The following is a 6,172-nucleotide window of genomic DNA, read 5'->3' on the forward strand; positions in this document are numbered from 1 at the left end:
AGAATTGAAGCCGCAATTACGGTCTTGGACGAATGGGCAATGGCTGTGATGATCATGGCGGCGAACCAGATGACATGGACAATGTAGCTTTGGAACAAGCGCCGTCTCTGCCTGATGAGCTTGGGGATCAGAGAGGAGTCCATTGCGGCCTAACACTCAAGTTAAGCCGAATTGCAGCGCGTAGCCGGCAACATGGCAAGCTTTTTCTGCCATGTTGTTGGCGTAGCGATGCAATTTCGGCTTGAACGCAATGTTAGGCCCCCGAGTTAATTCATCCCTTCACCACCGAACGCAACACGATTTGGCTCTCCTCAATGGTGATCTCGTAGTCTGCCCGCTCCAATCCGTGAATCAGGAAGATGAGCTTTGCGAAGTCCTCACACATTAGGACAGGTGCGTCTGGCGGGAGACGCGTGAACTTGGACTGGTAGATTAGGCGAATGACGCCCGGTCGTGATGCATCCAAAATCGCAGAGCCGTCTACCACTGAGCGTTCTTGTGTTTCAGTACCCCAAGCGGTGATCTCGAGAGTCCCGTCCGCGAGCCAGGCTGACTGAATCTCGCTCAAGGCGTTCAGATCTTCGGGGCCGCCGGCACAGTCGCCCCTCACCACGCGAAAGTCGACGTCGTGCGCGAGTGCCGACTGGGCGACAACCAAGACGAGCAGGAGGGCGAGTGCTTTCATAAGGCCTAACGCCTGAATTAAGCCGAACCGCGAAGCGGTTTCGGCTTGAATGAATTGTTAGGCACCACTCCGGTAACTGTGGCTGCCGTGCACGTGAAGCTACCACCCAAGCCAATACACGGCTCAAGGGTGACGAGCAGGGGACTGCCCTGAGCGATAGCTAAGCGGTCCAGTACGTTCTCCGATGCCAGGTCACTGAGCTCGATATCCCGGACGCCAGTGAATGACAGGCCGACCACAGCGCCCTTGCCGGCAGAGGCGTCGATGTAGAAGAGGTCGAGCGTGACAGTGCCCTCAGCCGAGTAGTTGAAAGAGGTCAAGCGAGCGTCAGCGAACTCGGGCCAGTAGCCGAAGATTGACGTGACTGAATCAGATTTCGAGATCATGCCTGTGGTGCCTAACACCGGAATTAAGCCGACCCGCAGCGCGTGGGGCGGATGCTGATGGAAATCGAACCGCGACTCAGCCTGGAAATGGGACTTCGCGGGTTCGGCTTGAATGACCAGTTAGGTTGCAACCGTAGCCGAGAACACGCGCTTGCGAAAGAGCCGGCCTGGAGCAGAGCAGGAAAACCGTACCTGCGCCCGATGAACTGCACTGCCGGAATGGACCCGATGGCCGTAATACAGCCGAGCGAGAACGACGCGGCGCAGGCCACCAACTGCTTCTCCAAACCCCGATAGCGCCAGAAAAGCCACGTGTTGCGAAACCAGAAACCCCGGTGAAGCGAATCAAGAAAGTGCTACTCAAACCATTGCAGAGAAAGACGCTTTTACTGCGACCTAACACTTGAATTAAGCCGCGCCGCGACGCGGCGTCGGCTTGAATGAATTGTTAGCGCGCAACACCTTTACTCTCTGCCGCTGCCAACGCGCGTAGCAACGATTCTGCATTGTCTGTCCGCAAGCTAGTGTCGAAATCGAAGTGTGTGTTCGCGTAATGCGCGTAGATCTTCTGCACGATCTCTTGCAGAGACTCAACCGCCAGCCGCAGTTGCAAGCGACTCACCCCGGTCAAGTTTGCCTCTAGGTTCTGGACGGCAGTCTCAAGGTCGTAATGCGCCAATCGCTTGTTGCGATGGTCGGATACGAATGTGCAATGTGCTTGACACGAATCAACCAAGTTTTGGATCTCATTCCGCAGACCGAAGTCTTGGACTAGATCCGGTATTCTACGAACTGTCAGGTTCTCCTTGCCCATGCTTTTTGTAGGGCCAGTAAGTCGAGATACATGAAGAATTAAATCATCCTACATTGTGTCCTCGACTATCTGGAACAGATAGCCAGCCGTACGGTGCAGTAGCTCAAAGTTTCTCTTGTCTCCGAATAGAGTGGCGTACTCATGCCACTTCATTCCGAGCCAGAAGATGTCTTTGAACAACGGACGAAACTGCGCCGCCAGATCTGCCGGTAGGCGTGCTTGTATCTCTTGATCGAGTCCGTCGATGATGATGTTTGGCATTGCGCGCTAACGACTGAATTAAGCCGAACCGCGAAGCGGTGTCGGCTTGAATGAGTTGTTAGCCATTACCTCGTCGCCATCTCGCGTCGATCTCCTCGCATGCTGCAGCTATGTCATTCATCTTACGAACATGTGATTTGGATGCAGCGGTAACGGTACGAGTAGAGACGTCGACTACATAGCATTTGCGGTGGTCGACAATAGGCGACTTTTTCTCCTGCTGCAGGAACACCTTTGTCGCAGCGCCGACATACTCCGCAGCCTTGTCACTAAGCGGTGTTGTTTTGGGGAAGTGCAGCTTGATGGCGCCCTTAATGTCGCCGGTTACCGGATCCTTGAGGTAGGCATCTGGTCGTATAGACACTGAGACTCCGCTGATCTGCATAGCTTCTGAAGCGGAGCTCTCGACTGGCACCACAACCAAATCGTCAAGTTCGATCTGGTCACTAGCCTCAAGGAAATTTTCCATCGCTTCCGCGGACGCGAGACGATCCTGATAGGAAAAGTCGGTTCCACTGTCGTCTAGGCGAAGGCGCTTAGCAGCAGCAACGAGAGACGAGTCGTCAACCATGCCAGATGCAAGGAACTGCACGATTTCGGCGCGAGCATCAGAGTACCTTGCCGCAATGAAGGCTTTAGGGTCCTGTTGATCCATGATGATGCGTTTCCGCCGCGATGGCGTCGCAGTTAAATATTCGCCGAGCTTGTTTAGGCTGATTCTAGGTCCGGTCACGACTGATCCTTCAGTAAGGGCTAACGCCTGAATTAAGCGACCCGCGAATCGGACTCGGCTTGAGTTAATTGTTCGACCTTACTTACTCCAAGGCTTCTAAGAAGTCTTCAATCTGCTTGAAGTAGAGCCGTAGTTGTAGAAACTCATCCTTCGAGATTGACTTCGCGTGTGCATCCGGACGTCCGATAGAGTTTATCTCTTCAAGCATCATGATGAACTTCGCCTTGTCAATTGGTATTAGGTTCTGGACAGCACCCCATTCTTTGCGAAAAATGTTGGCTAATTCTAGGAGATAGAGTGGTGACGAGTCAGCGCTCAAGAGCGTACCTAGGTCTGCGTTGACAAACGCCCCTCTTCTTTGCTCTTGGAGCGCAGCTCGGACGTTGTCTGCACCTTTTTTTGCTCCATAGACAACGAGGAAGCTGGACCTGAGCAGCTTGCGCAGTGCTTTCTCCATGCTGGAACGTCGACTCGAAATTTCGTGAATCTTTTGTTCCTGCGTAAGATTCATTGCTTCGTGCTGATGTAAGCGATTCATCAGAGGAGCGAGAGAATCAAGGTTGAAGGAATAGCCGTTTTCGCTGTGTTGGATCAGCCCATACCCAACAAGGTGGCGTGTGAAAGCGGTGTTCTGGGTAGCGAATTGTTGAAAGCTGTCCGTGTCACCCTGAGCTAAGAATCTCAACATGTCGTACTCATCTGGGTACCAATCCCGAAGAACGTGGATCATCATCTCCAGATAGTCGCTTGCTGCAAGATCAAATTCGGCCTTAGCTTTTGCGTACAGAGGCTTGTCAACTCGTGCTGGGCGAAACTGCTTCGCCTTCTTGTTGATCTGGCTGCAGAGTTGTCTGATTAAGAACGGGTGTCCGCCTAGGTCTTCCGTTAGTTTTGAGTAAACAATTGGGTCAAATTTCAAACCCATGTAATCTCCTAGAGCGGACACCATCTGGGTTACTTGTTCAAGAGTGAAAGCGGGAAGATACTGGCTCGGAACCGAGGCGTAGAGGGGGTTCTCATGCCCGTTTAGAGACACCGATTCCACACAGTTCGGATTTGTTCCGACAAGCATGTAGGAATAGATAGTTGGATTCTTCTGGAAGACGCTTCTTAGCGTCTGCCAAAAGTATATAAAGTCATTCTCATCTCGCCAGTGAGCGGAAGATGCTGTTCCTGGCGTTAAGCGCTCAATCTCGTCAAAGATAAACAATGTGGGCGACGGCTTCTTGGATCTGAAGATCTTAAGGATGTCTGTCTCGAAGCTGTCGGCGGCTGCTTGCTGGGTGTATCGCCCCTCAGTGGTTATCTTGATTTTAGATTCTCGCGACGCCGCATAAAGCTGTACCAGCTTCCCGAGCAGTTCGTTCCAGCGAAGCAGATGTACAGACGGGCTTTCGCAATCGATTGATACGAACGATTCGCCAGAATTCACCAGGCGGCGCTCTATTGCATAGACGATAGAGGTCTTCCCACTTTTTCTTAGGCCAAATAGACCTGTGTGCTCACCAGATTTGAATCGATTCAAAATATCGTTGATGAGATTATTTCTTCCAAAGAAGTACGTGTCCTTCTTTAGTGGTGATAGGAACGAAAAAAGATCGCGTGAGTAAAAGTGCTTCCTGAATCTGTTCTCGATGATCTCCGGTGCGTTTGCCTTTAGGAGTTCATCGTAAGTAAGAGGAATAACAATCGCATGCTCTGGGTCCGACTTCAGGATCCGATCGACCTTTTCTTCCACATCGGAGGCTCGGCTGATTAGGATCTCGCAGACGGTTTCAGTGCGCATTTTTGGCAGCCGATCCCTGGCCTTGTCGAACATGTCGAGTGAGCGAGGTTCAAAATTGCTGTAGTCGCTGAATACGCAGAGTAGTTCGCGCTCAATATTGAACATCTCTTGAATTCGTGGGGTCGGCTTCATCAAAAAATAGTCGTATACCGACTGTGCGACGTTCAATTTCTCGCCGCTACTTGTTAGATACCAGTCTTGGGAGAGTCGATCTAAGATGCGTTGCTCGTCAGAGTTAAATCTGCTTCTTAGAAACTGCTTATGCATTCCCGGATTGACGATGCTTTTGTCGATCATGACTCCCCCTGAAGTCGATAGTGCGATGTAAGGCCTAACGCCTGAATTAAGCCGCGCCGCGAAGCGGCGTCGGCTTGAATGAATTGTTAGGTTGCGGCTACTTGGTGTCTTGCACACTGCAGCTGAGGTCGCCTGCGACCCAGCGATCTACGTCAGACGTAAGGTTTAGCTGGCTCCCTATCGCATAGTCACCTTCTTTCACCTCGACATTTGCACCACCATCGGCAGCGTCATTGATGGTCAAGATTAGAAACTCAGGCTGGTCCGGGATTCCGCCGCCACGTCGAAAGGCAGAGATAACGGTGCCTCGAACCCCTACTCTATCCTCAACAACGATGCCGTCTCGAAAGAAGGTCGCTTCTCGCGCCCAGCATTTCTCGGCCATATCAAGAAGTGATTCTGCGAGTGGTCGTGCCCCCAACACGCTTCGCAAGTCCCCCGTTTTCTGAGGCATTGAGACGCAACCAGCCAAAACCATGGTCAAGATGATAGCGGTGACCGGCATGGTAAATGCTTTCATTGCATGACTCCCCTGTGAGTTTCAAAAGCAACCTAACGCCTAAGTTAAGCCGAGACGCGTAGTGGAGCGAAGCACATGGCAAGCTGTATCTGCCATGTGCTTTGCGGAACGAAGCGGCTTCGGCTTGAACGCATTGTTAGGCCGCACCGCCAGAAAGCCTGCCCCAAGCCTGCCGAAGGCCCACAAGATGGACGAGGCCGATCAGTAGGCAGATAGAAGAACTCACAACCCAGAACGTCATGCTGTTTCCGGGGAAGTGCGCCATGACCGGCACGAATGCGACGCCCCGAACGATGTAGATGGTCGTGATTGCGGTGAGGATGGTACGCCGCAACGGCAGCTGGCGAATTACACCGGCACCGGAGAGAGCGTAAGCACTCCACCCAGCAAGAACGGCGGCAATGACCAGGGTAATGACGGTGGGATACCAGTGGCCGGCCAAGTGCAGTTGTGCCATTTGCTCTCCGGCGCCCAAGAGCCGAAACAGCGGAGCGCCTACTGCAAGGCACGCCAGATGCATGAGTGCTGCGATCCCGCTAAGGGCGGCGCCGACTACCAGAAGCTTGTTGGTTGGACTGGCCATGTAGCTCCCCAGCGGCCTAACGCCTTATGTCTTGAGTTTCCCCTACCGTAGGTGCCGAGAGCCCGACGTGCGCGCCCGATAACGCCTCGGTGTCAGACCACCGTAAT

At 52.8% G+C, this 6,172-nt stretch carries 8 protein-coding genes; all 8 read right to left on the reverse strand.

The window, feature by feature from the left end:
- Nucleotides 1-271: 271 nt before the first annotated feature.
- Nucleotides 272-685, reverse strand: a complete 414-nt coding sequence (locus ACW7GZ_RS14705; RefSeq protein WP_457005765.1) for a hypothetical protein — start codon at nt 683-685, stop codon at nt 272-274.
- A gap of 17 nt (nt 686-702) precedes the next feature.
- Nucleotides 703-1,071 (reverse strand): Imm50 family immunity protein, encoded by a 369-nt coding sequence (locus ACW7GZ_RS14710; protein ID WP_457005681.1) that lies wholly within the window; start codon nt 1,069-1,071, stop codon nt 703-705.
- A 448-nt stretch (nt 1,072-1,519) separates the two neighbouring features.
- Nucleotides 1,520-1,924 (reverse strand): AbiU2 domain-containing protein, encoded by a 405-nt coding sequence (locus tag ACW7GZ_RS14715; RefSeq protein ID WP_457010007.1) that lies wholly within the window; start codon nt 1,922-1,924, stop codon nt 1,520-1,522.
- A gap of 9 nt (nt 1,925-1,933) precedes the next feature.
- Entirely contained in the window at nt 1,934-2,146 is a 213-nt protein-coding gene (locus tag ACW7GZ_RS14720; RefSeq protein WP_457009998.1) for a hypothetical protein, read from the reverse strand.
- Between the two features lie 58 nt (nt 2,147-2,204).
- A complete protein-coding gene (locus ACW7GZ_RS14725; RefSeq protein ID WP_457010000.1) occupies nt 2,205-2,801 on the reverse strand; it encodes a hypothetical protein in 597 nt (198 codons plus the stop codon).
- A 160-nt stretch (nt 2,802-2,961) separates the two neighbouring features.
- Nucleotides 2,962-4,962, reverse strand: coding sequence for a hypothetical protein (locus ACW7GZ_RS14730; RefSeq protein WP_457010002.1), 2,001 nt, complete (start codon nt 4,960-4,962; stop codon nt 2,962-2,964).
- A 97-nt stretch (nt 4,963-5,059) separates the two neighbouring features.
- Nucleotides 5,060-5,482, reverse strand: coding sequence for a hypothetical protein (locus ACW7GZ_RS14735; RefSeq protein ID WP_457010003.1), 423 nt, complete (start codon nt 5,480-5,482; stop codon nt 5,060-5,062).
- A 136-nt stretch (nt 5,483-5,618) separates the two neighbouring features.
- The gene (locus ACW7GZ_RS14740; RefSeq protein WP_457010005.1) at nt 5,619-6,065 is read right to left on the reverse strand and encodes a hypothetical protein; all 447 of its coding nucleotides are present in this window, start codon (nt 6,063-6,065) and stop codon (nt 5,619-5,621) included.
- Nucleotides 6,066-6,172: the final 107 nt, after the last annotated feature.

It is taken from the genome of Luteimonas sp. A537, from assembly GCF_054052065.1.